This is a genomic window from Citrobacter sp. JGM124 (assembly GCF_018257795.1).
GTDB lineage: Bacteria > Pseudomonadota > Gammaproteobacteria > Enterobacterales > Enterobacteriaceae > JGM124.
Genome location: NZ_JAERJD010000005.1, coordinates 1 through 23,173, shown reverse-complemented (window position 1 = coordinate 23,173; position 23,173 = coordinate 1). Strand labels below are relative to the sequence as shown.

Genomic DNA, 23,173 nt, shown 5'->3' with positions numbered 1-23,173 from the left:
GGTGCGTCTTGACGCACCTTTTTTTACACCGGTTTTAGTGAAACGGAATGGGTGAACAGGGTTACGTAATAGCGGATAAAAGTGTTAACGTCTCAGCCCGGGTCTTAAACTTATCCGTCTTTACCATTTTCCTCATGACGTCAGGTGATGGAGAACTATCATGCCCTTGGTTCGGGATATTAATCAGTCTTTTTGGCGCAACTCTGAAATACCATGGCTTGAATTGCGTTCTACATGGCGAAGTCTGCACGCTTATAAGCTCCACCAACATGCCCAAATCTCTTTGGGAGCCATTGTGGAAGGCGGTACCTGTTGTGTGATTGACGGAGTAAGCTTCCCACTACAAGTCGGTGATATCGTGGTTATTAAGGCGGGGTCGCCGCACAGCTGCAACCCATTCGATGGTGTTCCACGCAGTTATCATATGCTCTATCTGGATGTGGGCTGGTGCCAGAAGATCCTCGGCTATGGCTTACACGCCCTGGTCGTAACCAACCCAGTCATTCGCAACACTCAGCTTTTCCAGCAATATCTCGGTATTGTTGAGGCTATACAGCATAATGATATCAGTGTGATCCCGATTGCCATACAAAAACTGCTGCAGGGGATCCCCGGTCTGAAAACAGCTCCCAGTTTGCCACTGCGCCCGTCCAGCCAAATTTTACAGCAGCGTTTTCTCGCCAGCCCACAATCCCCTCCCACGCTGGATGCAGTGGCAGATGAAGTCGCATTATGCAAGGAGACACTGATCCGAACCTTCAAACAAGATACGGGCCTCACGCCAGGCAGTTTTTTGAATATCTCACGGATCGAATACGCTAAATCACTACTACGTCAGGGCGAAAATATTGTTGATGCCGGCAATGAGAGCGGTTTTGCCGATCAAAGCCATTTTCACAAAACCTTCGTCCGCTACACTGCTGCCACCCCAAGGCAATATGCATTAAGTAAATCAATAACAGACAATAATTAACCCTGCCACTGCCGTACTGTTACCTCAGAGAGAATTGACTGAGGTTTAATGATGATCCTATGGCATGGCCTGTTTCCGGCAGCTTTCCCACTGCTGGCTATCTCCCACTTCATGGCTCTCCTGAGCCCAGGGCCTGATTTTTTTTTGCTTACCGGGTATGCCATGCGTTACCGGGTTTCTGGCAGTATTGGGATTGTCGCAGGAATCGGGACAGGGAACGCACTCTATATTTTGCTGGCCATTGCTGGCTGGAGTGAACTACACGAGCGGCCTGAGCTTTTTAGCCTTATTGAACTTGTCGGCGCAATTTATCTGCTGTGGATAGGCTCCAGACTGTGCCGTAGCCAACCCAATGGTGTGGGGTTAAACCCAGTCACGGTAAAGCGCCCCACGCTCACGGCTCAGTACCTACTCGGGCTGGCATCGTCCTTACTGAATCCCAAAAATGCCTTGTTCTATCTGGCGCTAATGACGACATTACTCGGGTCCGATGTGACCCTGTTACAACAAAGCCTGTGTGGGATATGGATGGTCTGTGTGGTATTTATTTGGAACTTTCTCATCGTATCCTCTATTGGGCTGCCCAGGATTCAGTTCTATTTAAAGCAAAGGATCTATCTGTTTGAACGTGTAGCAGGGGGGATATTGATTTGTTTCTCGGGCACGATTCTGTGGAAGTTTTTTACCCAGCAGTGAAATAAAACAATAAGCCGGACGCGACCTTAATAATAAGGTTCAAGCGTCCAGGCTAACTCAATACCGATGAGGATGCATCTCACACTAACGCCCGTAGCTGCTCCCGCATATAAGAAGAAAAGAATTCAGGGTTTTTAATAACAAGATGGTCACCGGCATCAACCCTGCCAGCCCACTCAACGATTTTACCGGTAAAATGGCTATTCCATCCTTCTTGATTAGCCCGTGACGTTATATCCGTGCTATTAGCAGGTATACCTATCTCTTTCAAATACTTAAGTATCCCTTTGATGGTGCTCTCATCCATGGTCTGAGGCTCAGAAACGGAGGTATTCATCCCACCAATAAAATCCAGCGCTTTATCAATTACTGCTGCCATATTCTTATCCTTTAAAATTGACCAAGTAATGAATAATTGAGTTATATGACCTGATAGTTACCGGGATATCAAAGAGATAATCTTGTTTTTCATCCCTGGATCTCAATTTTAAAAAAATCCCGCTCTCGTTTTTTTCCTACGACACCCTGGGTGCTATACTTGTGTCCAGTGTTGTGCTTCTTGATATCCCCCTGCTAGTTACCGCCCAAATAGGCAACAATCTCCCGATAAGCTCTGAATATACAATCCAGATGAGTACTGTTATCTAACTGACGGAACTGCAGCTGTGAATTGCCATGCCGGATGGCAAAGTCAGCCAGTGACCTGATACTAAACAGTTCATCACGTTCAGCCCCCAGCATCAAAGCGGGCAATGGGAGAGCTGCCAACTGTTTAGCAGGATGTCGCGGAGTCAACGCATTGGCCATATTGACACTATATTTGTAGACTAAATCAGAGGTCGTCTCCCTGACTGTTTCAGGAAAATTCAAGCTAATCGCTGGATACTGCCCAAACAGATAACCGCCACTGATCCCATTGAGGATAAATGGCCACTGACGCACTTTGGCAAAACTTTCCGTTATCCCTGTAGCGGGTGTAATTTTAGCAAAAGGCCCCAGTTCAGGTGCCAGCATAATTACGCTGTCAGCTCGTTGCTGGAAGGGGTAACGCGTCAGGTAATTCAGCAGCATGCCAGCACCGCTGGAATGACCAAGCAAGTGCCGACGCGCTCCAGGGAAGCGGTTGCCCATCTCTTGCAGCAGGGTATCAACATCCTGCCATATCTGCCCTGGGTGCGTGACGGTACCCCGTTTTCCGGTTGAGTCACCGTGGCCACGAATATCAACCAGACAGACGGCAATACCAGGGATAGCATTCAGCTGATGCGCCAGTATGCTATATCCCGCAGCGAGACTGACACCACCGCCATGATAAACAATCACTACGTCATCGGGTTCATCATACTGTTGATAGAGTTGATAGTTGAGGCCATCAATATTACCGGAGATACTGTCAGCATTTGCCGCCAGGATTTCGTCGAAGTGTTTCGCCTGCGCAATAAAATGATGAAAATCGATCAAGTTGGGCTTCCATCTGCATATAAATATTTCAATACCTGATATTCAGGCTTGCTGTCCTGTTTGATGCTGCGAATAATTATCCCCTAAGCCCACCTGTCAGGCAACTGACTCACATAGCTATGTTTTTCTCTTTCACCACAAAAGAGTAGCAACAGGGTGACCAGTAAAACGGTGGAAAAGTATGAAAGGTAGTCAGGATAATGGGCGGAGTGAATATAAAAAAGCCGGCATATTAAGCCGGCCTCGTATCTGATTAATCTGCCTGGAATGGCAAAGGGGCAGGGTTAAAAACGTTCCCAGCTATCATGGTTTGTGCTGGCAGGCGCGTTTTTGCTTGATACTGTATGCTTTACCCCCTGTACGTCGGGAGACTGGGAAGCATCAATACGAAATACACTCATTAATGAAACCAGATTGGCCGCTTGATCGTTCAGGCTCTCAGCGGCGCTGGCTGACTCTTCTACTAATGCCGCATTCTGCTGGGTCACTTGATCAAGTTGTACAATGGCATCATTGATCTGATTAATCCCATGCCCTTGTTCTTCCGTCGTCACGCCAATTTCAGAAATCATTCCAGAAACTTTATGGGCCTGCTCAACCAAGTCATTAATGGTACCACCCACGGAGCTGACCATCTCAGAACCTTTGTTAACCGTGCGCAGACTCTCTTCAATTAAGCTCTTAATCTCATTTGCAGCAGAGGCTGAACGCTGTGCGAGGGAACGAACCTCACCCGCAACAACGGCAAAACCTCGTCCTGCTTCCCCTGCTCGCGCGGACTCCACCGCAGCATTAAGTGCCAGAATATTGGTCTGGAAAGCAATACCGTCAATCACACTGATGATGTCACCAATTTTCTGTGAACTGCCGTTAATATCCCGCATTGTTGATACAAGATCATTGACTGCTTTACCACTTTGGGTCGCTTTCTCACTGGTGGCTTGTGCCAGAAGATTTGCTGAACGTACCGTGTCAGTATTTTGGCTAATAGTCTGACTCATTTGTTCCATTGATGCGGCGGTTTCTTGCAAGCTGGCAGCTTGTTCTTCCGTTCGCTGACTTAAGTCCGTACTCCCTGCGGCAATTTCACTCGCGCCGGTGGAAATCGAGTCACTGCTATTCCTCACCTGACGCACGATTTGTTGCAGACGATCACGCATTCCATCCATTGTCGCCAACAGACTACGGTCATCGCCTGCTTTCAAGTCAACCGCCACACTGAGGTTCCCCTCTGCAATCAGTTTGGCTATTTGCACAGCATAAGCGGGCTCACCTCCCAACTGTTTTTTCACTGCACGCCCAATGGCCCAGGCGATGAATAACCCTATCATTGAGCTGATAATAGTGATCACCAGTAACAAATTACCGGCATAATGTGTTTCTTCAATGTAGCCACGGGCAATTTCTACCGTCGTATCAGCATGGTAGTTGCTCATATCTGTCAGTGTGTTGAGCACCTGTTTCTGAGGACCAATGAATTCTGTAGTCACAATTTTCCTGGCGGCATCATACTCACCCTGCGCGCTGGCAGAGATGACTTTTCGCACAGCTTCAGAGTAGGCAGGGCGGACTTCGTTAAGACGGTCAAAAAGCTCACGTGACCGCTTAATTTTTAAAGCTTTATCAAGCTCTTTCAACAACTTATTATTATCGATAATTCGCTGCTCAAGCGTCAGATTCTTCTTTTTAATGTACTCCTGATACTCCGTATCACTGTGTGGCTGAGTCGTGAATAAGACCAGATCACGAATATCATGAGCATTATCAGTAATATTATCCCTGATCTTAATAATTAACTGAAGATTGACCAAACGAGTATTGACAGCATAATCTAAATTTTGTGCCACAACTGATAACTGCATTCTGGCAAATAGTGCCACGACGAAACCAATAACTATAACTACGGCAAACCCGGCACCAAGCATGGTACTAAGTCGCATATTCTTCAATTTATCCATTATTCCCTCTAGGGCTAAATGACAATATCTCAAGATGATGAAAAGAGGTGATGGGCAACAATCAATAGCAGTAGGTTTTATTATGAGTTGCTATCACATCTAATATCGGCACTGATATGATTAGCTTTAGCGCTATGGCTAATTTTTTAGGGAAATATGGAATATTTCTTTCCATATTCTGTGGCCAAAAGAGCTTGTATTTAATAGGGGAATAACCCGGTGATTATCATCTGCCCCGGGTTTGAAAATTATCGTTCAATAATATAGCAATTACTTATCAGCAATGAAGTGGTCATCATCCCCCACAGGGATATAAACACGCACCCACTCTTTTCCTTCGATGATGTCCCAGCTATGCCCTTCACCAGCCGTATCAGCGGCAAGTAACACAGTTCCTGGTTCGATAATAAAGGTTGAGCCATCACTGACTTTAAACTTTAGTTTGCCTTTCATAGTAACGACATACTGCTTTTTGGGGGCCGGATGAACTCCTTTTTGCCACTCTTCAAAAGTGTTACTGAAATAGAGATCTTCAGAAGAAAAATTAGCCAGTGACGGAATTGATCCCCGGACGAAAGCAGAATGATTATCTGCGGTATTAATCAATTTCACCGCTGGAATATTGTGCACCATAACTTCTTTTTTTGCAGACTCAGCCTGTACCGCCATAGAAATAAGCAAGCCAATCCCCGCCCCTAAAATGAGTGATGTTTTTTTCATTATAACTCTCAGCATTAATTTTAGTATTAGATATTCCGATAAATCAGTCACCAGTATTTATTGGTAACGATTAAAAACAGTATCACAAACAATGATTGTTTCACCAAATGTTTATCAAAATGTTTTTAATTACAAAATAAAAAATAGTTAAAAAACTCATTGCGATGGACTACTTTTTCGACAATGCTTTTAGCAAATCAATAAAATGATACTTCCATCTGCTGAGTAAATAATAAATAGCCAACCAGTATGAGCCTGCCGGAAAAGCTATCATACCCAATCTACGTGAAATCCATCAGCTCAAGGCACGTGTTAAACAATCAGAGATAAAGAAAGCGACCCTGGAACAAGCAGTCGTGTTAATGGACAAAAAACCAGAGAAATTTTCTTACTAATCACGCTGAACAAAATACGACCACTTATAGGCTTTAATCACCTTTTCGATGACGACCAAAACTTATGGCATTGTAAGGATTCAGGAAAACAGCTTCCTTCATCTTTAATGAATGGTGAAAAAATTTTGCCGTTTGTACATAATATTAGAGGCCAGTTACGATGACTGAAAAGCGAAGTATTGAACTGGACAGTTCAAACTGAAATGCTGTATTTTTATCTGTTCATAACTTTGAATAACGCAAGAAAAATCACAGCAAGCTGGCTGCTGGAATATAACAGCGAAGAATATCATTATTCCCTGAAGAACCTGACACCAGAAGAACACCAATCAGTGGCCGAAAACGTGGAAACCTCAAACCTGTCAGTATACTACAACACATCCACTGACATGTATTAGCACAGGCCAGAGCAGATTACCGGCTATTTATACAAGCATCCGTCAGATTACATTTGGCTTAAATCCCCCCAGCCCAGCAGGGGTTTGCCATCAAATAATATTTCTATCAGTATCCGGTCACAGGATATTCCCCCTGATACGTTAACGCATTATTATCGTCAACTATTCATCAAGATCCGATGATAAAATATCGATTTCATCATATAGATTCTTTCAGAGCACCGTCAGATAAAGCGTCTGTAATGGTAATCCCCCCATTTTTAATAGCGGTGATAAGTAGAATCAGTTCAATCGATGAATATGCTGCGTCGGTGTACAACCATTCAGTGCCATATTTGGTCGCTCATGATGATAGAACCATTGCCATTTTGTGGCATATTTCTGCAATTCATTTAAGGATGAAAACAAACTCTGTCCCAGCCAGTCATAACGCACTGTCCGGTTATAACGTTCACTACAGGCATTTTGCTGCGGTTTTCCAGGCTGAATAAAATTGAGTCGAATATCCTGCGTTTTAGCCCATGTAATCAGTGTATTACCTGCATACTCCGGACCGTTATCACAATGAATTGAAGACGGTTTACCTTTCCATTCAATGATCTGCTCCAGCATTCTTACAACCCGTATTGCCGGAAGTGAAAAATCAACCTCAATGGCCAGTGCCTCACGGTTAAAGTCATCGATCACATTGGGTAAACGGACAGAATGACCATCCGACAGTTGATCGTGCATGAAATACATAAACCCGCTTACGTTGCATGAATACGGCTAACACAGACCAAACCCCCAGTTTCTTTGATTGTTTATGATCCTGATGATCCAGTCAGCTATCTGCTGATTTTCAGCATGAAGGGCATGCCTGTAGCGATAACAGCGCTCACTGATGAAAAAAATCTGACAGGCCTGACGAACACTGACTCCTTTAACGGTGACTGCATGCTGTGCCATCTGCTTCCGTTCTGACGGCTTCACCACTTTTTTGTCATCACCTCCTTAATGATTTCAGACTTCAGCCGCTCTTCGGCATACATCTTTTTGAGACGACGGTTTTCCTCTTCCAACTCTTTCAGCCGGGACATAAGGGCGGCGTCCATTTCTCCGAACTTTGAACGATACTTATAAAAACTGGCGCTGCTGATACCGTGCTCACGGCAAAATTCAGATACGGGTGTTCAGGCTTCAGCTTGTTTAAGAATAGCGATGATCTGGCTATCCGTGAAACGTGATTTTTTCATAGAAATCTCTCTGAATTCAGGTTAGTGGAAAATTCTATTTATGAATACACCGATTTTTCGGGGGGATTACCCATGTAATGCAGTAGTCAGTCTTTTTGTGTATCGCCATCAGGAGATGACTGATATTATTTTTAGTATTTCGCTGGCATTATTCTGTATATTCTTTTTTATTATGAATGATATTTTTTCGTTTTATTATCGAAACGGCCATCCTGCTATAGTCGTTTTCATGCGAATTAAAACTATCTAATAAGGAAAAGGTATGACGAGGGTAGCGACTCACTTCAGAAAAATGGCAATAGTGGTACTGACAGGCCTGTTATTGGCAGGTTGTGATCCCCAGGCCAATAATAGCAAGCATATTAAAGTCGGGGTCATTAACGGTGCTGAACAGGATGTCGCTGAAGTGGCTAAGAAAGTCGCCAAAGAAAAATATGGGTTAGAGGTCGAACTGGTTGGTTTTAGTGGCTCTTTGCTACCTAATGACGCGACCAACCAAGGGGAGCTTGATGCCAATGTCTTCCAGCATCGTCCTTTCCTTGAGCAGGATAATAAAGCCCATAACTACCATCTGGTTGCCGTGGGTAATACCTTTGTTTTCCCCATGGCTGGATATTCCAAAAAAATTAAACACTTGGATCAATTAGCAGATGGTTCCACCATTGCAATCCCTAATGACCCGACCAATCTCGGCCGTGCCCTATTGTTATTACAAAAAGAAAAGCTGATTACCTTGAAAGAAGGCACCGGTCTGTTACCCACCAGCCTGGATATTACCGCAAACCCACATAATTTAAACATTATGGAACTTGAAGGTGCGCAGCTACCACGCGTACTGGATGATCCAAAAGTTGATGCCGCGATTATCAGCACAACCTATATTCAGCAAACAGGGCTTTCACCGGTGAAAGACAGTATCTTCATTGAAGATAAGAACTCCCCCTACGTAAATATTCTGGTTGCACGTGAAGATAATAAAGAGGCCGAAAATGTAAAAGCATTCCTGGCCTCTTATCAGTCTCCTGAAGTTGCCAAGGCAGCAGAAACTATCTTCAATGGGGGGGCAGTACCTGGCTGGTGATCTCTTTTTGCTGTGCCGGCGTTACAAGCTGGCACAGCAGCCCAGTGTTCGGCCGCCGCCACAAGATATTGGTCTTTCTGTAACTTACTATAAAATATAAAAATAAAATCATATAATCGGTAGTTGTGAGTACACACTTACATTAATGACTGCCCCCCCCTTCCTCCCTGCGCACAGTTCAGCATATCAAAACCAGTACTAGAGACTGGCCGCAAAAGCCATTTGCTCAAACATCACAGCAAAGAGCGCGATCAGCATGATAATAACCAGCAGACGAAGGTGGCGACGGGGTGATTTTTTCATTTCAATAGGCCTTATGAATAATAGTGTCTGAGTCGTAATGACAGGCTTAATTATAATCGTATGCCCATAAATTAAACACTGTATACCCCAATAACTTGTGCAAATTTCAGCTTTTCTCCTCCTGTTCACGCCTTCTTTCTATCACTTAACTCTGCTGCCTGAGCCAGTAAAACTGAGATCTATATCCCATTTTCGTGATCAGCCCCTAACATATGAAAAGCTTTTCATAATATGTTTGTGAAAAGCTTTTCATATATTAAGGCACGCCCCAATGAATGACAAAATAACCAGAGAGATCCTTGCCGCTCTCGGCAGCAAAGAGAATATTGTTGCCCTCGAACACTGTGCAACTCGCTTACGTATCGTCGTTAAGAACGATCAACTGGTCGCAGCAGATACGATAAAAAATATCGACAAAGTACGCGGGTACTTTTTCCAGTCTGGTCAGCATCAGATTATTTTAGGCACCGGCCTGGTTGATCAAATCCATACCCTGATGAATGGAGACATGCCAGAGGCAAAAGAATCAGTCAAACAGTCTGCCTATAATAATATGAATTGGTTCCAGAAAATAATTCGTGCCTTGGCTGATGTTTTTATTCCGCTGATCCCTGTTCTGGTCGCTACCGGGCTTTTCATGGGTATCCGTGGGCTCGCAGAACAGATGGGGCTTGTGCTGTCACCTGATATTTTGGTCCTCACTCAGGTTGTTACAGATACTGTATTTATGTTCTTACCTGCCCTGGTCGTCTGGTCGGCATTTAAGCTGTTTGGTGGCACTCCGGTAGTAGGCATAGTGCTGGGTTTAATGCTCATTGCCCCCATGCTGCCCAATGCCTGGCAGGTCGCCAGCGGTCATGCAGAAGTGCTTAAAATAGGTATTTTTCATATTCAAGGCTACCAGGGCACTATCATACCAGCCTTAATCGTGGGTATTTTTGGTGCCACCGTCGAGCGCTGGATCCGTCGCTGGATGCCAACAGTTGTGGATTTAGTATTTACTCCATTCTTAACTCTGATTATTGGTGCCGTGGCTGCTTTATTTATCATCGGCCCCATTTTCACCATTGTTGAACATGGCGTAATGAATTCAGCAAACTTTATTATTAACCTCCCATACGGGATTGGTGGTGCCATCCTGGGAGCAACGCAACAGGCGCTGACAGTCACCGGGTTACACCATTCATTAATGGTCGTTGAACTGAATTTGTTGGCTAATGGCGGTATTAATCCACTCAATACCTTAATCACAGCGTCAATGGCAGGTCAGGCAGGGGCCGCCATTGCTTTTGCTTTATCAATAAAAGATAAAAAACAGAAAACATTAATGTTTTCGTCAATCGTACCTTGCTTCTTTGGCATTACCGAACCGCTTTTGTTCGGGGTCACACTGACCAATACCCGCGTCTTTCTGGCCGGTATGATCGGGGGGGCCGTTGCGGGTGCATTTGCCATGCTAATGCATATCGCCCCTGCAGTGATGGGAGTAACTTTCCTGCCAGCGATTCCTGCCTATTTAGGCCATAACATCGGGCTTTATCTCGCCATGATAGTCATCGCAATGGTTGTCGGTATGGCTTTTACCAGGTTACTGATAAAGCCTAAAAAGCAGGCGTAAGCAGGACAAATCAGCTATGACACGGTTTATTGAGCATCCCATTTAAACCGCTTCCAATAAACCGTGTATCCAGAAGCATTAATCATATTGAAAGTCAGCGCAGGTAATTAAAAAAATGGCCAATAACCGGTTGGAACATGCACAGCAAATATTAAATAAGTATCAAGCCATTGCGCACGATCCGTTCAGGCCTGCTTATCATATTTCCCCTAAATTTGGGTTGTTAAATGACCCCAATGGGTTAATTCAGTTTAATGGCCATTACCATATTTTTTACCAATGGAATCCCTTTGCCTGCGACCACCGCCAAAAATTTTGGGGACACTACATAAGTGCTGACTTAATTAACTGGCAAGAAGTCTCCCCTGCACTGGCACCAGATACTGAATACGATGCTAATGGCTGTTACTCTGGCAGTGCATTTGTTTACCATGACGAACTGTATCTTTTTTATACTGGCAATTTAAAATACGGTGCAGATCAGCAACACAGGGCGAGCAGCCAGTGTTTAGCAAAAAGCAAAAATGGTATCGACTTTGAAAAAATCGGGATCGTTATTGATGGTCAGCCTGCTGGTTATACCTCACATTTTCGTGATCCTAAAATCTGGCAAGAGGGGGCACTATTTTTTGCCGTCATTGGTGGGCAAACAGATAAATTACAGGGGCAAGTATTGCTCTACCGTTCTGAAAATCTAACGGAATGGCAATTTTTAGGTGCTATAGCAGGCAGTGGGATCGCACCATTTGATGACTTTGGTTATATGTGGGAATGCCCGGACCTGTTTAGGCTAAACCAGCATTGGGTAATGCTAGCGTCTCCCCAAGGACTCGCACCACAGGGCATGAAATACCAGAATATTTATCAATCAGGTTATCTCGTCGGTGATCTTAATCTTGAAGATACCCATTTCTCAACACAGCATTTTGAAGAATTAGACCGGGGTTTTGAGTTCTATGCTCCACAAAGTTTTGTCGATAACCAGGGGCGGCGGATTATGCTTGCCTGGATGGGGTTACCTGAAGAAAATCGACAACCCACAGTAGAGTCCCACTGGCTACACCAAATGACTCTGCCACGTGAACTGACACTGCATAATAACAGACTGTACCAAAACCCAGTCCCGGAATTAAAAGCATTACGTCAATCACATATTACTTATCAGAACACCGTGTTTGACGGGACGCGAAGCTTCAATGGTGTGGCCGGTGATTGCTACGAACTACGGGCTGAATTTATTAACTTAACGTCAGACTTATCATTAAAATTGCGTAGTAATGGCAAAGATCAGTACACTCTGCTTCATATTGATCCCCGCCAGAACATCATTACATTAGACCGGAATCATGCAGGGTCAGGGGACGGCGGAATACGTCAATGCCAGATAGCCTCTGCTCAGTCGCTGGAGTTAGTGATTTATATGGACAAATCTTCACTGGAAATCTTTATTAACCAGGGGGCTGAAGTATTTAGTGCACGTATCTTCCCCGCCGCATCGTCAACCGGTATCTCCTTTGAAAGTAATGCGCCCTGTCATTTAATGTCACTGGATTACTTTGGCTTGCAGCATTGCGATGTTATTCAATAAGAGACATTCAGTGAATATAAAAGAAATATCAAAACTCGCTAACACCTCACCTTCCAGTGTTTCCAGGGTCATTAACTCCTCAGGATATGTCAAAGATGAGGTGAAGCAGCGTATTCTCAAAGTGCTGGAAGAGACCGGCTACCGTCCTAATGCTTTTGCCAAAGCACTACACTCGAAAAAAAGCCATACCATCGGGGTTATTTTACCGAAGATCAATGGCACTTCTTCCGGGGAAAGTGTCTCTGGTATTGACCATTTCTTTAGCTCCAGGGGCTATAGTCTGTTACTTGGTAATACTGATCATCAGGTAAAAAAAGAGCTGGAATTCCTCGATCTATTTAAAGAAAAACAGGTCGATGGCATTATTTTTATCGCCACTCGCTTTACTCCTGAGCACCAGGAGAAACTGAACAAACTGGGTATACCGGTTGTTATCATTGGTCAGGAGTCACCGGAAAATTTACCTTGTGTGCTATTTGATGAGTACCAGGCCGCGAAGAGAATGACTGAACACCTGCTAGCGACGGGCAAGCAGAGAATTGCCTTTATTGGAGTAGACAAGTGGGATATTTCTGTCGGTGTGCTGCGTCATAAAGGCTATTGCGATGCTTTAATGGAACATAATATCACCCCAGAGGATAGCCTCTTTGCCAGGGGGGATTTTACTCACCAAAGTGGTTTTATCGCCTGCCGCCACCTCTTAGAACATAATGATATCAAACCCGATGCTATCTTTGCCGCCAGCGACAAAATGGCCATTGGGGCCATGAGTTACCTTTTCTCTACTGGTTTACGCGTGCCAGAAGATATCAGCATCGGTGGCGTTGGCGGGGGGACATTGGCAGAGTTTTACAACCCTAAACTGACAACCCTGGCCTATGACTATAAGCAGTCCGGCATCATAGCCTCAGAGCTTTTGTACCAGCAAATAACCTCCCCTGCCCAGAAAGAGCCACCAGCGCATAAAACCTATGTTCCCTATGAACTGATAATAGGAAAGAGTAGTGAAAGTCAGCCTCAGGGATAGAATTGCGTCATCAACATAATAAACAATGGGGTGCTCAGGGCTGAGAGTGCCGTGGTAAAAAGCGTACTACTTGCCGTAGAGCCCTGCATGACACCAAATTTTTGGGCCATCAGATAGACGTTAACCCCAACGGCCATGGAACCCAGCAGAACCACAACTTTCGCTTCATCTGCAGGCAGGCCAATAGCCAGTGCAATCACTGCAATAATCAGTGGTTGTACCAAAAGTTTTAACAAACAAATGGCATAACTTTCCCGTAATCCTTCGCGAATGCTGTAGTGCGATAAGCTCATACCCAGTGCAATAAGTGACAGAGGGGCCGCCATGCTACCCATCATGACAACTGGCTGGCCTATCACATCGGGTAACGGGGTATGAGACAGGCTCCAGGCGGTGCCAGAGATAATGCCAATAATAATCGGATTTTTAAAAACACTGATCAGCGTTTTTAATACCCCTTGAAGAGAAAAACTGCCACTGCGCGCCCACTCAACAGATACTGTCACCAACGTCCATAAAATCAAACTATTAAAAATGAGCACCAATGCAATTGAGGGTAAGGATTCTGGCCCGAGTAATAAGGTGGCAATGGGGATGCCGAGCATAACATTGTTGGAGAATATGCCCCCAAGGGCAAAAACAGATGAGGAAACAGGATCCAGTTTAAAAAAATGTTTGGCAATAATACGCCCCATGGCATAAACGATAAAACAGCTGCCAAAGAAAGCAACCAGTAACCTGTAATCAACCGGAGGCGTTTTATAAAAACCACTCATCACATTAAACAACATGCAGGGAATAACGACATTAAAGCAAAGACGATTCAGCCCTTCATTGACGCTTAATGGCCAACCGGAAAAACGCCCTAATCCGTAACCCACGGCGATCAGTATAAACAGAGGAAGCGACAACGCGATTTGATGCATCAAATGGCTGACTAGATTTATTGTTACCACAGTAGATAAACCTTAGAAAATAGGCAGACTTCGACCTGCCTGGCAAAATTCTGCTCATATAATAGGACAGAAAGGATTCCTTGTGACAGCCCCTTAATGTTTAATTTCATCAATTAAATACACTTTTACTGGCATGAGGAAGCACCATATTAATGGTGGCCCATTACCGGCAGCCAATACCATCGTATTCAGAATAAAAAACTTGTTTGTTATTTAATTGAAAGCAGTGGTTCATCGAACCACTGTTCTTATCACGAATGACGCCGCTGTTGCCAAATAAACTATCGGCCCTTAACCCAAAAAGATCGCAGATTCTGGCGTACCGCTTCAATAGACCAAATCCAGAAGGCCGTCCCGACAAATTCAGAAATCAGCGCTTCAGAGCCTGCCGTCCATAACCAGCCAGACAGGCCAAGTAATGGTACAACTAAACCATGAGCAAAAACCGAAACACCTACACCGAATACAATCCCATGAAGTAATTTAACTCGTGGGAAATACTCCGCAATCACGCAATAAATAATTGCAATAGCGATGGAGAAGAGGATATGTACGCCATTCCCTCCCCAGTTAATGGTATACCCCATCCAGTGATAGGTCATCAGATCAACATTGGCACCTAATTTTTCCAGCAGCATCACAGGCGGAGGAGTCGTTTCCAAGGTTCTGGGCGGAATCAGTGTTTCAAACCCTGATTTCACCAGTGCTGAGAATATCCCTGCAATGATACCGATGAAAATAGCCAAACTGATATGTCTGTCAGCTTTCTTTGTTAGCTCAAATAAATTGATCATAAACCATCCTAAAAAGAAAAAGAGAAACGTGAACGTTCTCAGTGCGAAAGTCATTTTCACTACAAGTAGAAGTATATTCTGTAACTATAAGTCCGGTGAAGAAGAGATCTTATAAGCTGAGTATAGAAACACTTTCAAGTGTTGTGGATATTTTAATAACAGATGGTGCTCTTACTCATTGCAACAGATATTTACGTTATGTTATAACATATTGGTTTTGTGGCAACATACTAACCCAATAGGCAACACAGTGGATTCTCAGATTTTATCGCCAGTTCTTAGCGTGGAGCGGTTAAGCCTGGAAGCAGGCGATAACAAATTAGTCAGTGATATCAGCTTTAACCTCTTTGATGCAGAACGCGTTTGTCTTATTGGTGCCTCAGGCTCAGGAAAGTCGTTAACCGCAAAAGCGATCACCGGAACATTGCCTGCAGGAATTAAGGTAAAAGGAAATATTTCTGTAACTGGCTGTAAAGTTGGTGGATTACATGCGTCCCGTCGCCCTCGTCACAGCCGTGTCTCGATGATATTTCAAGACTCTTCAACAGCACTAAATCCGTTATCGTCTGTAGGAAAGCAGTTAGCACTAGTATTGAAAACGAATGATTCATCAATCATTCATAACTTACTCAACAAACTAAAATTAGACGATATTCCCGATCTACTTAAACGTTACCCCTCGGAATTATCAGGTGGACAACGGCAGCGCATCTGTATTGCCCTTGCTTTAATGGGGGGAAATCGGCTGTTAGTTGCCGATGAGCCGACCACCGCGTTGGATGTGATTAGCCAGCAAAAAGTTTTACAAGTCCTGGCCCATAGAAGCACTCAGCCTGATGCTCCCGCTTTATTATTTATTACTCATGATATTGCCGTTGCAGCACAGCTGTGCCAGAGAGCTATCGTGATGGAAAAAGGCCAGATTGTAGAATCTGGCAGCATGCAGCAGCTTCTTAATGCCCCTTGCCACGCTTATACAAAAAAACTGGTTCGTGCTGCGCATCATGCTCAACGACAACTTTCTATCGGCCAGTATGAGGCCACAGGCCAATGAAAATCGCCCACTCTCCAGAGAGCCAGCATTTTTTACATGTCGATTGCATTACTCAGAATCGACCAGCGTCATCATTCCCCTGGCAGAAAAAAAAAGATGGCTCCGCCATCCTTCAGAATTTTTCTTTATCCCTGAAACAGGATGAACGGGTAGGTTTGGTGGGGTGTTCTGGGTGTGGTAAATCAACATTGCTGAAAGCTATTTTAGGGCTTGAGCCACTGACTGGTGGCATGATTTATTGTGAGGGAAAAAGAGTACAACCGGGTTCGGTCGCCTCATTATTATGGTATCGCCAGCGGGTGCAATATTTGCCTCAAGACCCTGTAAGCTCGTTGCCACCAATGCAAAAAGTTAAAGACATTCTTAACGAACCACTTAACCGACTGAGAAATACAAAAAAAGACGCTATATATTTGCGTAATGCACTAGAACAAGTCGAACTGAGTCATCACGTTCTTGATAAATCCATCGCGCAACTCTCTGGTGGGCAGGCACAGCGTGTTGCCTTAGCCCGGGCACTAATTATCAAACCCGATTATTTACTTGCCGATGAACCTGTCAGTGGTTTGGATTTACCCCTTCGGGAACAAATTAAAACGCTGCTTTTAAATGTGGCGAAAGAAAATAACATGGGCCTACTCATGGTTTCTCACGATATATCAATATTAGTGGGGTTATGCGAAAGGATGTTAATTATGGCTGATGGCCAAATTATTGAGGATCGTCCCACCGCAGAAATAATTCATTCCCCTCACCATCAACATACTCGACAGCTCCTGGATGCAGTCCCAGAACTTTCACTACCGGTCGGTAACGACGGGTGATATGACCTAATATTGACAGAAATATATCAAGACATGATACCCAATTTAACTATGCAAAAAGCAACTTATGCACCTCCTTCATTATTATTAGCAAGCCAATTTATTTTCAATACCGGCTTCTATGCGGTGGTTCCTTTTTTAGCTATTTTTCTTCGGGATGATATGCTGCTTTCAGGTGCCGCAATTGGATTAGTCCTTGGCTTACGGACATTTTCACAGCAAGGAATGTTTCTTATTGGTGGCGCATTAACCGATAAACTCGGTGGGCGCAAGATCATCCTTAGTGGCTGTATTGTGCGTATTGCTGGCTATATCCTGCTGGCATCCAGTTCATCATTATCGGGAGTGATAACAGGCGCCTGTCTGACAGGGATCGGGGGGGCATTGTTTTCTCCTGCTATTGAATCTTTAATGGCTGAAGCCGGCACACAGACTGAGCGACAGGGAAAAAGGAGCCGTTCTGAATGGTTTGCACTATTTGCTATTTATGGCGAGCTGGGTGCTGTCCTGGGGCCACTACTCGGATCCCTGCTCACAGGTTATAGCTTTCAATATGTTGCCCTGGCTGGAAGTGGTGTTTTCTTTGTCGCTTTAATCGTACTTTATTTCACTCTGCCGATTTCCCCGTCAGGCAACAATAAATTAAAAATTGTCCCGTGGTGGACAGCGTTCTATCAGTTTCGTTTTGTTGCCTTTATTCTCGCTTACAGTAGTTACCTATTCAGTTATAACCAGCTTTATCTCGCATTACCTGTTGAACTACGCCGTTCTGGTGGTGGTGAAGCAGACTTAGGACCACTGTTTGTGCTGGCCTCGTTGTTGGTTATCAGCTTGCAGTTGCCCCTGGCGCGCTTTGCTCGTCGCGTGGGTTTTACCCTTGTCTTGCCTGCAGGTTTTTTACTGCTAGCGTTATCGTTTTTTAGCGTGGCGTTATTTGCAAACGAAATCCCCCCTGATAATGGATATCGCCTGGTACCTGCCATTCTATTCGTTACGCTGCTAACGCTTGGTCAGATGCTTATTGTGCCTGTAGGGATGGACATGATCCCGCTATTTTCCCGTAACAGAAATTTGGGGGCCCACTATGGTGCACTGGCGAGCATGGGAGGGATTACGGTTCTCCTCGGCAATTTTTTACTCGGCGGGCAATTAGACAAAGCGTTAATTCCTTCATCACAAGCATTTATTCCATGGATATTAATGGGTTGCCTTCCATTAATCAGTGCATTTGCTATGTGGTTTATTTGCCGAAATGTTAAAGCAACAATTTAAACTGATTAATAAGGACGAATTAATGAATATGCGTAAAGCATTATGGCCGACTGGTGGCCTTCTTTTTGCAACCATGCTGCTCACTGGCTGTTTCAATGAGGACCATGACGAGACAAAAAAATCACAGGATGGTCGTATCAAAGTGGCTCATTTACAGCCACCGCGCTCAGGCCTGACACCACTGAGCGATGATGCTTTTAAGTTATCGCGCTGGAGCACGGCTGAAACCCTGGTTACGCTCGACAGCGCAGGGGACGCACAACCAGCACTCGCCATACTCTGGCAACCCGTCAATGAAACAACATGGCGTTTTGAATTACGCCCGGATGTTCATTTTCACGATAATACCCCATTGAATGCGCAAGTGGTGGTGAATGCACTGAGCGCCGCGGCACAAGCATCACCCAAACCCAGAATTTTAGATGGTGTAAAATTAACCGCAAAAGCAGAAAATGATAATACGGTATTAGTCTCTACTGAAAAACCCGATCCGCTACTACCTCAGCGTCTGTCGAGCCCACAGCTGGCAATTCTTTCGCTCAATGCTTACAAAGAAAATGGTGTTGTTGACCCGATTAATACAGGCTCTGGTCCTTTCGTGTTACGCAGTGTCAATGGTACCAGCAGTGCCTCTCTAGACCGTTTCGATGGTTACTGGGGAGACAGAGCAAAAGCCAGCGGCATTGATGCAAGCTTTGTATCCGATGGTGCAGCGCGTGCAGCAGCCTTACGCACCAATACCGCCGATGTGATTGAAGCTATTCCCGTATCACAAGCTCCCCTGCTAGAAAGCGCGCTCGTTCATGAAGTTCCTATGCCACGAACAAATACTCTGTATCTTAATACCGGTCATGGAGTGATGAAGGATCCTGCAATGCGAGCGGCGGTACGGGATGCTATCGACCGTAAGCAGCTAGTGGATAATGTCTACGAAAAACGCGCTGATATCGCTCAAGGCCTTTTGGGTCCTGCATTACCCTGGGCAGCAAAACTTCGTCAGCCTGTCAGTCATCCTACACCGGCTGCGGTACCATCAGGTGCCACCATCACACTGGCTACTTTCAGCGATCGCACAGAGTTACCGGAGGTAGCCGTTTACCTTGCCCAGCAGCTGACCTCAGCAGGATTCAATGTGAAGCAAGTTGTCCGGGAGTATTCCCAGATTGAGGCGGACGCGCTTGCAGGGAAGTTTGATGCTTTCATTCTATCAAGAGCAACCGTGCTGGATTCAGGTGATCCCGTTGCCTACATGTACAGTGATTTCGCCTGTGAAGGCTCATTCAATATTTCTCAGTTATGTCGTCCTGAAATCGATCAAGCGCTAAAACACGCCAGCGAAACCCCCGCTGGAGAAGCGCGCCGTCAGGCGATCATGGATGCTGAGAACCTCATTCTTGCCAGTGATGCGGTCATTCCAATGTTACACGAGCGTGTTATTCAGGGAGAACGAGCCCAGTTAAAGCATGCATTACGAGACCCTCGTGAACGGACACTGATCGATAACAAAACCGAACTTGAAGAGCAACCCACCGCAGTATCAGAATAACAGAGCTATATAAAATAATGAGCGAATCACTATATTGCCAAGTTTGTACGAAAATAAACCGAGTGAAGCGGTTACCACACGGCCCATTAATTCCGCTCTTTTCACGCCTGGCAACAATGGCAGCCGTTGTGGTATTAGTGGGAATACTTCCCTGGCTTTCTGGGAATGATCCTGCATTATCGTTACTTCGGGCTCGTTCAGGAGAGCAGGAAGCCACTCCTGAGGCATTAGACGCGATTCGCCATTCTCTTGGGCTTGATCATGGTCCTTTACATTTGCTCACTAATTGGCTGAAAGGCTTACTCCATGGCGATGCTGGAAACTCCTGGATATCAGGCAGACCCGTACTTGAAGGGATGCTACAAGCCGCGCAAGTCTCGTTAACGCTGATGATGATGTCGGTATGCGTGGCATTACTCTTTGCTTCAATGATTTGCCTGCCGACACTGTTGCGTGGGTTACATCATAAAACCCATCGTTCCACAGGGGTGTTTGCCGCGTTTTTTACTGCAATGCCTGAATTTCTCCTGGCCTCTTTTTTACTCGTCATCGGGGCTGTCTGGCTTAGATGGTTCCCACCTTATGGGTGGGAAGGTATCCATTATGCTGTTTTACCCGCCCTGGCAATGGGCATTCCTGCAGGAGGCTACCTGGGGCGCATTTTTTCTGATGCGCTAGCCGCAACGTTTAGCGAAAACTGGGTAATAACCTGGCGTGTTGCAGGGATCGGTCACGTGCATATTAGCTGGGCGGTACTTAAACGGACATTATCCACAGTGATGCCATTAATTGGACTGGTATTAGTCTCTTTAATAGGCAGTGCCATAGCAGTGGAAAAAGTTTTTGCTATACCCGGTCTGGGACGTGCAACGCTAGGCGCCGTAGTTGCACAGGACTTACCCGCCTTACAGCTGGGAATACTGATCCTTCTATTGATAGCATTCATTATTGGCATGCTGGCAACCGGCACAAGGCAGATAATTTTAGGACGTGCTTTGCGTAATTACTCGATGCCATCCTCACAAGAGCCTGAAAACCATAATTCAAAAATGGCAAAAGTGATCCCATTATTATGTGCTTTGATATTAATCATTATGGTGTTCGCTGGTCTGCCTCGTGATCCTTATTCTTCTGAATTTTTACGCTTACAGGCACCTTCCATGGCCCTGCCATTCGGTGCAGATGCTATGGGGCGAGATTTATTAGCCCGGGTGGCACATGGGACGATTCATACCAGTATGCTGGCATTGCTTGTCTCATTGATATGCCTATTTATCGGATTGATTATTGGATTATTTCCTCGACTTTTCATTGGCCCCACAGAAGTAGCAAATGCCCTTCCCCCTGTCATCGCGGGTTTACTTGTGGTGTCGATAAACGGTGCAAGTGCCACTGGTGCCGCTATTGCAATAACAGCGGTTGCATGGGCACCTTTAGCAACACATACAGCAGCACTGGTGACCGAAATTAATGCCAGGCCTTATATCCGTATGTTGCCTATTCTTGGAATTGGCTGGTTTCGCCGTACTGTTTTTTACATTTTCCCTGCCATGATCGGCCCGCTTTTCCGGCACTCTATGCTACGGTTGCCTGGTATTGCACTGGGCCTGGCATCCCTGGGGTTCCTTGGCCTTGGTGCATCGCCCCCTGAGCCTGAATGGGGCAGAGTCCTTGCCGAAGGTATGCCATATTTGGAGCGTGGATTCTGGGTTGTACTGGCCCCTGCTTCAGCGTTAGCAGTACTGTCAATTCTGGCGGTCAGCCTGGCTAATATTACGGGCAAGAAGAGTCGATAAAATACAAGCCGATGATCGCGTCAAATAAGTGATGCAGCACTGACAATTTACATCAGGGGGGTGACGCACAGTAGAGAGAAACTCACATTAAGCAATATTTTTTACGCTAAACTGGGTTTTGAATGAAATCACTGTATTTTTGCGGTCGTGTATTTAATCTTGTTTTTCGGTGCAGAGCATCAGCCATTCAGCTGGTTGTGCAACGATCCACGACCTCAAAAATCATCCTGTCACTATCATCTCCATGGTAATCTGTCACTAAATAGTATTTGTAGCAATCAGGAGCTTATCTTAGCCGTTGTAGCTGCTGACAGGAAATCTGACTATAATCAGATCAGAATGTTACATCAGTGACTAACCTGTATCGTCATAATCATGCTTTTCTAATCTGTCTTATTATCGTCTTTTTGGAAAAGGCGTTTACTCTGAGGAAAAATGTATGGATATTAAAATCAGCATTGCTGATACTGATATTAAAGAACTTTCTGAAAAACAATGTGATGCCTATTTCTCAGAACTCAGGGCCAGAGTCAAAGAGGTCTATCCAGAAAGTCATCTTATTATTACGCATTATGGTGATGTCACCCATTCAACAGCCGATGGATTCCATGATAATGATAAAGTACGCATTGTGATCCATGAACTGCAGCAAGATGTATTTTCGCATGGGTACTGGCGTAAATAATTCTGTCGTTTACTTGTACACCTCCTCAATGGCTACCGGCCCGGAACGTTGTTCAGGGAAGCATATTGAGGAGAATTGCAGGGGATATTTCCTTAAATATCACAAGACCTGAACGCAAAAAACTCCAGTCATCAGTCCGGGGCTATTGCTTGTCTGATACCTGCCTGTTCCCTGTTCTCGCATAAGGTAACTCCACACTACCATCCACCGGAACGTTTCACGTCTTAATTTGGCATGGGGCCAGGTGGGGCTACTACATTAGCTCTGATGCCGTCCGGACTGTTCAGTCTCATGCTCATTGTATGCCCCTCTCCTTCCTCGCCTGCCACCTTGTTCCTGTAATATCAAACCCCTGATAAACTTTCTCAGAGGGCATAAACGCAAAAAACCCCGGCCGTCAGACTGGGGTTTTTGCTTAATTTGATGCCTGGCAGTTCCCTGTTCTCGCATGGGGAGACCCCACACGACCACCGGCGCTATGGCATTTCACTGCCGGGTTCGGCATGGGGCGGTGGGACCTCCACGCTACAGCCGCCCCTCCTCAGGCTTTTAACCTGATACCGCGCTGGCTGCGCCCGGTCAGTCAGTCACATACTGACGCATGCTCCTTCATAACCTCCCCTGCCGCCTTGTTCCTGCAATATCAAACCCATGATAAACGTTCTCAGAGGCCATAAACGCAAAAAACCCCGGTCTTTCGACCGGGGTTCTTGCTTATTTGATGCCTGGCAGTTCCCTACTCTCGCATGGGGAGACCCCACACTACCATCGGCGCTACGGCGTTTCACTTCTG

The 23,173-nt window shown here is 45.3% G+C and carries 19 protein-coding genes and 2 pseudogenes; 13 read left to right on the top strand and 8 right to left on the bottom strand.

What is annotated here, in order from left to right; all coding sequences use genetic code 11:
• The first annotated feature begins 160 nt into the window (after positions 1–160).
• Both JK154_RS08065 and JK154_RS08060 read left to right on the top strand, forming a co-directional pair.
• Positions 161–973, top strand: a complete 813-nt coding sequence (locus tag JK154_RS08065) for a helix-turn-helix domain-containing protein (RefSeq protein WP_211992012.1) — start codon at positions 161–163, stop codon at positions 971–973.
• A 51-nt stretch (positions 974–1,024) separates the two neighbouring features.
• Positions 1,025–1,669: a LysE family translocator gene (locus JK154_RS08060; RefSeq protein ID WP_211992244.1), complete on the top strand. Its 645-nt coding sequence runs from the start codon at positions 1,025–1,027 to the stop codon at positions 1,667–1,669.
• A gap of 79 nt (positions 1,670–1,748) precedes the next feature.
• Here JK154_RS08060 and JK154_RS08055 read toward each other — a convergent pair whose 3' ends face one another.
• The 4 genes from JK154_RS08055 to JK154_RS08040 all read right to left on the bottom strand — a co-directional run bounded on the left by JK154_RS08055 (position 1,749) and on the right by JK154_RS08040 (position 5,808).
• Positions 1,749–2,048 (bottom strand): DUF1889 family protein, encoded by a 300-nt coding sequence (locus tag JK154_RS08055; protein WP_211992011.1) that lies wholly within the window; start codon positions 2,046–2,048, stop codon positions 1,749–1,751.
• A gap of 194 nt (positions 2,049–2,242) precedes the next feature.
• The gene (locus JK154_RS08050; protein ID WP_211992010.1) at positions 2,243–3,130 is read right to left on the bottom strand and encodes an alpha/beta fold hydrolase; all 888 of its coding nucleotides are present in this window, start codon (positions 3,128–3,130) and stop codon (positions 2,243–2,245) included.
• 284 nt (positions 3,131–3,414) lie between these two features.
• Positions 3,415–5,088: a methyl-accepting chemotaxis protein gene (locus JK154_RS08045; protein ID WP_211992009.1), complete on the bottom strand. Its 1,674-nt coding sequence runs from the start codon at positions 5,086–5,088 to the stop codon at positions 3,415–3,417.
• Positions 5,089–5,358: 270 nt separating this feature from the next.
• The gene (locus JK154_RS08040) at positions 5,359–5,808 is read right to left on the bottom strand and encodes a hypothetical protein (RefSeq protein WP_211992008.1); all 450 of its coding nucleotides are present in this window, start codon (positions 5,806–5,808) and stop codon (positions 5,359–5,361) included.
• Positions 5,809–6,385: 577 nt separating this feature from the next.
• Between JK154_RS08040 and JK154_RS08035 the strand changes: the two are divergent.
• Positions 6,386–6,601: pseudogene (locus JK154_RS08035) on the top strand (integrase core domain-containing protein); the annotation flags it as partial.
• Positions 6,602–6,883: 282 nt separating this feature from the next.
• On the opposite strand, the pseudogene JK154_RS08030 reads toward JK154_RS08035, so the two are convergent.
• A pseudogene (locus tag JK154_RS08030) lies at positions 6,884–7,836 on the bottom strand (transposase).
• Between the two features lie 262 nt (positions 7,837–8,098).
• On the opposite strand from JK154_RS08030, the gene nlpA reads away from it, so the two are divergent.
• The 4 genes from nlpA to JK154_RS08010 all read left to right on the top strand — a co-directional run bounded on the left by nlpA (position 8,099) and on the right by JK154_RS08010 (position 13,453).
• Entirely contained in the window at positions 8,099–8,917 is an 819-nt protein-coding gene (gene nlpA / locus JK154_RS08025) for a lipoprotein NlpA (RefSeq protein WP_211992006.1), read from the top strand.
• Positions 8,918–9,491: 574 nt separating this feature from the next.
• On the top strand, positions 9,492–10,838 hold the full coding sequence (locus JK154_RS08020) for a PTS transporter subunit EIIC (protein WP_211992243.1): 1,347 nt from the start codon (positions 9,492–9,494) through the stop codon (positions 10,836–10,838).
• A 115-nt stretch (positions 10,839–10,953) separates the two neighbouring features.
• A complete protein-coding gene (locus JK154_RS08015) occupies positions 10,954–12,426 on the top strand; it encodes a sucrose-6-phosphate hydrolase (RefSeq protein WP_211992005.1) in 1,473 nt (490 codons plus the stop codon).
• A 10-nt stretch (positions 12,427–12,436) separates the two neighbouring features.
• Positions 12,437–13,453: a LacI family DNA-binding transcriptional regulator gene (locus JK154_RS08010; protein WP_211992004.1), complete on the top strand. Its 1,017-nt coding sequence runs from the start codon at positions 12,437–12,439 to the stop codon at positions 13,451–13,453.
• Here JK154_RS08010 and JK154_RS08005 read toward each other — a convergent pair.
• Together JK154_RS08005 and JK154_RS08000 are read right to left on the bottom strand one after the other, a co-directional pair.
• Complete coding sequence (locus tag JK154_RS08005; RefSeq protein ID WP_211992242.1) at positions 13,444–14,379, bottom strand: AEC family transporter; 936 nt, start codon at positions 14,377–14,379, stop codon at positions 13,444–13,446. The genes JK154_RS08010 and JK154_RS08005 overlap by 10 nt on opposite strands.
• 311 nt (positions 14,380–14,690) lie before the next feature.
• Positions 14,691–15,203 (bottom strand): DUF1440 domain-containing protein, encoded by a 513-nt coding sequence (locus JK154_RS08000; protein WP_211992003.1) that lies wholly within the window; start codon positions 15,201–15,203, stop codon positions 14,691–14,693.
• A 262-nt stretch (positions 15,204–15,465) separates the two neighbouring features.
• Here JK154_RS08000 and JK154_RS07995 point away from each other — a divergent pair, with 262 nt between their 5' ends.
• From JK154_RS07995 to JK154_RS07970, 6 genes are all read left to right on the top strand, one after another.
• Positions 15,466–16,257 carry an ABC transporter ATP-binding protein gene (locus JK154_RS07995; protein WP_349291101.1) on the top strand — a complete coding sequence of 264 codons (792 nt, stop codon included), beginning with the start codon at positions 15,466–15,468 and terminating at the stop codon, positions 16,255–16,257.
• Positions 16,254–17,081: an ABC transporter ATP-binding protein gene (locus JK154_RS07990; protein ID WP_211992001.1), complete on the top strand. Its 828-nt coding sequence runs from the start codon at positions 16,254–16,256 to the stop codon at positions 17,079–17,081. Before JK154_RS07995 ends, JK154_RS07990 begins: the two co-directional genes overlap by 4 nt.
• Before the next feature lie 33 nt (positions 17,082–17,114).
• Positions 17,115–18,353 (top strand): MFS transporter, encoded by a 1,239-nt coding sequence (locus JK154_RS07985; RefSeq protein ID WP_249215836.1) that lies wholly within the window; start codon positions 17,115–17,117, stop codon positions 18,351–18,353.
• Positions 18,354–18,375: 22 nt separating this feature from the next.
• Complete coding sequence (locus tag JK154_RS07980) at positions 18,376–19,899, top strand: ABC transporter substrate-binding protein (RefSeq protein ID WP_211992000.1); 1,524 nt, start codon at positions 18,376–18,378, stop codon at positions 19,897–19,899.
• A gap of 17 nt (positions 19,900–19,916) precedes the next feature.
• A complete protein-coding gene (locus tag JK154_RS07975; protein WP_211991999.1) occupies positions 19,917–21,695 on the top strand; it encodes an ABC transporter permease subunit in 1,779 nt (592 codons plus the stop codon).
• 439 nt (positions 21,696–22,134) lie between these two features.
• The gene (locus JK154_RS07970) at positions 22,135–22,380 is read left to right on the top strand and encodes a DinI-like family protein (protein WP_211991998.1); all 246 of its coding nucleotides are present in this window, start codon (positions 22,135–22,137) and stop codon (positions 22,378–22,380) included.
• Positions 22,381–22,967: 587 nt separating this feature from the next.
• Here JK154_RS07970 and JK154_RS07965 read toward each other — a convergent pair.
• A partial coding sequence (locus JK154_RS07965; RefSeq protein ID WP_211991997.1) for a hypothetical protein occupies positions 22,968–23,173 on the bottom strand: 206 nt, incomplete at its 5' end.

What these genes read in the sequence shown, in the direction of transcription:
- JK154_RS07985 (WP_249215836.1), top strand. Translation starts at nt 17,115, where the DNA reads ATGATACCCAATTTAACTATGCAAAAAGCAACTTATGCACCTCCTTCA.
- JK154_RS08045 (WP_211992009.1), bottom strand. Translation starts at nt 5,088, where the DNA reads ATGGATAAATTGAAGAATATGCGACTTAGTACCATGCTTGGTGCCGGG.
- JK154_RS08005 (WP_211992242.1), bottom strand. Translation starts at nt 14,379, where the DNA reads ATGCATCAAATCGCGTTGTCGCTTCCTCTGTTTATACTGATCGCCGTG.
- JK154_RS08020 (WP_211992243.1), top strand. Translation starts at nt 9,492, where the DNA reads ATGAATGACAAAATAACCAGAGAGATCCTTGCCGCTCTCGGCAGCAAA.
- JK154_RS08060 (WP_211992244.1), top strand. Translation starts at nt 1,025, where the DNA reads ATGATCCTATGGCATGGCCTGTTTCCGGCAGCTTTCCCACTGCTGGCT.
- JK154_RS07975 (WP_211991999.1), top strand. Translation starts at nt 19,917, where the DNA reads ATGAGCGAATCACTATATTGCCAAGTTTGTACGAAAATAAACCGAGTG.
- JK154_RS08065 (WP_211992012.1), top strand. Translation starts at nt 161, where the DNA reads ATGCCCTTGGTTCGGGATATTAATCAGTCTTTTTGGCGCAACTCTGAA.
- JK154_RS08040 (WP_211992008.1), bottom strand. Translation starts at nt 5,808, where the DNA reads ATGAAAAAAACATCACTCATTTTAGGGGCGGGGATTGGCTTGCTTATT.
- nlpA (WP_211992006.1), top strand. Translation starts at nt 8,099, where the DNA reads ATGACGAGGGTAGCGACTCACTTCAGAAAAATGGCAATAGTGGTACTG.
- JK154_RS08055 (WP_211992011.1), bottom strand. Translation starts at nt 2,048, where the DNA reads ATGGCAGCAGTAATTGATAAAGCGCTGGATTTTATTGGTGGGATGAAT.
- JK154_RS08000 (WP_211992003.1), bottom strand. Translation starts at nt 15,203, where the DNA reads ATGATCAATTTATTTGAGCTAACAAAGAAAGCTGACAGACATATCAGT.
- JK154_RS07980 (WP_211992000.1), top strand. Translation starts at nt 18,376, where the DNA reads ATGAATATGCGTAAAGCATTATGGCCGACTGGTGGCCTTCTTTTTGCA.
- JK154_RS07990 (WP_211992001.1), top strand. Translation starts at nt 16,254, where the DNA reads ATGAAAATCGCCCACTCTCCAGAGAGCCAGCATTTTTTACATGTCGAT.
- JK154_RS08015 (WP_211992005.1), top strand. Translation starts at nt 10,954, where the DNA reads ATGGCCAATAACCGGTTGGAACATGCACAGCAAATATTAAATAAGTAT.
- JK154_RS07970 (WP_211991998.1), top strand. Translation starts at nt 22,135, where the DNA reads ATGGATATTAAAATCAGCATTGCTGATACTGATATTAAAGAACTTTCT.